The 2000-nt window shown below is 67.5% G+C and carries 1 protein-coding gene and 2 pseudogenes; all 3 read left to right on the top strand.

The genetic code is table 11. The annotated features are described in order from the left end of the window. A pseudogene (locus IO39_RS55615) lies at positions 1–339 on the top strand (hypothetical protein); the annotation flags it as partial. After that, the gene (locus IO39_RS55620) at positions 336–839 is read left to right on the top strand and encodes an IS5 family transposase (RefSeq protein WP_245642607.1); all 504 of its coding nucleotides are present in this window, start codon (positions 336–338) and stop codon (positions 837–839) included. The pseudogene IO39_RS55615 and the gene IO39_RS55620, both read left to right, overlap by 4 nt. Positions 840–932: 93 nt before the next feature. Further along, a pseudogene (locus IO39_RS43385) lies at positions 933–1436 on the top strand (transposase); the annotation flags it as partial. Positions 1437–2000: the final 564 nt, after the last annotated feature.

Genomic DNA, 2000 nt, shown 5'->3' on the forward strand with positions numbered 1-2000 from the left:
AACTCCGGCGGATACGACTTCATCGCCACGTGGAACTCCTTGTCTCCGGATCTCCATCATCCGGTACTCAAGGTGTCCACACATCGGGGGCAGGGCCCGTACGGCCCCTGGCAGACCCTGTACAAGCGGTTCGCCCGCTGGGAGGTTGACGGCACCTGGGCCCGGATCGAGCAGCATCTGCAGGCCCGCGCCGATGCGGCGGGTGAGCTGGACTATCACGGCCAGATCGACTCCACGGTGGTGCGGGCCCACCAGCACGCGGCGGGCGCGCGAAAAGCGGGCGCCCGCCGGCGCAGGCGGCCCGGGCGCAGGCGCTCGGGCGGTCGCGGGGCGGGCTGAGCACCAAGATCCACACGATCGGGGACGGGCGGGGCCGCGACCTGGCCACCGTCCTGACGCCGGGCCAGGACAGCGATACCCGGCAGCTGCCGGTGCTGCTGGACCGCATCCGGGTTCCCCGCCCGGGTGGCATCGGCCGGCCACGCAAGCGGCTGGACAGCCTGACCGGCGACAAGGCCTACAGCTCGGCCGCCAACCGTGCGCTGCTGCGCCGCCGGCACATTCAGGCCACCATCGCCCAGCCCCGCGACCAGGCCGCCCATCGCCGGGCCAAAGGACGGCGTGGCGGCCGGCCGCCCGCCTTCGACCGCGCCCGCTACCACAGCCGCAACCACATCGAACGCCTGATGAACCGGCGCAAGCAGTACCGCGCCGTCGCCACCCGCTACGACAAACTCGCCCGCCGCTACCGTGCCACCATCCAGATCGCCGACATCATGATCTGGTTACGCGCCCAACCGGATCGACCTCACCTGCTTGATCGAGGAAACACGCCCTAATCGAACACCCCCATGACCCAGCAGTCGGGCCTCGGTCGCTAACGCCAGACGCCGTTGACGCTCGTTCAGATGCGGCAGCAACACCGCGAACCGCGCAACGCGCTGCGGCCGGTCGCCCGCCGCGACCGCGCCGCGCTCGCCGCCGAACTGAAGAAGATCTACACCGCACCCACCGAGCAGGCCGCCTTCGACGCCCTGGCCGACTTCACCGCCTCCACCTGGGGCCAGCGGTATCCGCAGGCGGCCCGCGTGTTCGAGACCGCCTGGGACCGCTTCACCCCGTTCTTCGCCTTCTCCCCGGCGGTCCGCAAGCTGCTCTACACCACCAACGGCATCGAGTCCCTGAACTACCAGCTACGCAAGGTCACCAAGGCCCGCGGCCACTTCCCCGGCGACGACGCCGTGGTCAAACTGCTCTGGCTGGCCATCATCAACATCGAGGACAAACGCGCCCGCGAACGCGCCGCGGCCAAGGAGAAGACCGGCAAAATCAAGAACTCGCCCAGCACCGCCCGCCTCATCGAGGGACAGCGCACCATCGGCTGGCGCGAGGCACTCATCGAACTCGACATCGCCTATCCAGGGCGAATCAAGTAAAGACCGCTCACTCGCTACCAGAAACGATCTTTACACACTTGAAGTGACAACCTCCCCGGGGAAGATTTTCGGGAAGAGTTTCGGGACGGTCGTTCCTGCGGCAACGCGGATGCCGGTAGTCACCTGCGCGGCCGTCCCGCAAACGACCGTTTCGGGACGGGTCGTCAGCGCCCCATCGTGCTGCCATAGGTGAGTGACCTAGGCGACCATCGCCGATGCGACGGCCGGGCCGGGGCAGCGAGCATGAACGCGTCACCGAGCGCCAGATCGACGATCGTGCCGGCGGCTCCATGAGGCAAGGGCACAGATGGCCTTACCGCTTCTAACGGGTTCGCCAAAGGTGGCAAATGCCCTACCACTCTGCTCCATCACCAGACAAGGAAGCATGCATGAACGAGACACGCAAGCGGATGTTGCCGGTCGTCCGCAGGACCCTCATCGCGACCGCAACTGCGGCAGCGGTCGCGCTGATCATCCCCGCGGCACCCGCCTTAGCGATCAACGTGGTCCCGTGCGGACCCGAATTCCTCCAGGTGAATTGGCACAACACCACCCACCTTGGAG

Origin of the sequence: Nonomuraea candida, assembly GCF_000725485.1 — a bacterium.
Classification (GTDB): domain Bacteria; phylum Actinomycetota; class Actinomycetes; order Streptosporangiales; family Streptosporangiaceae; genus Nonomuraea; species Nonomuraea candida.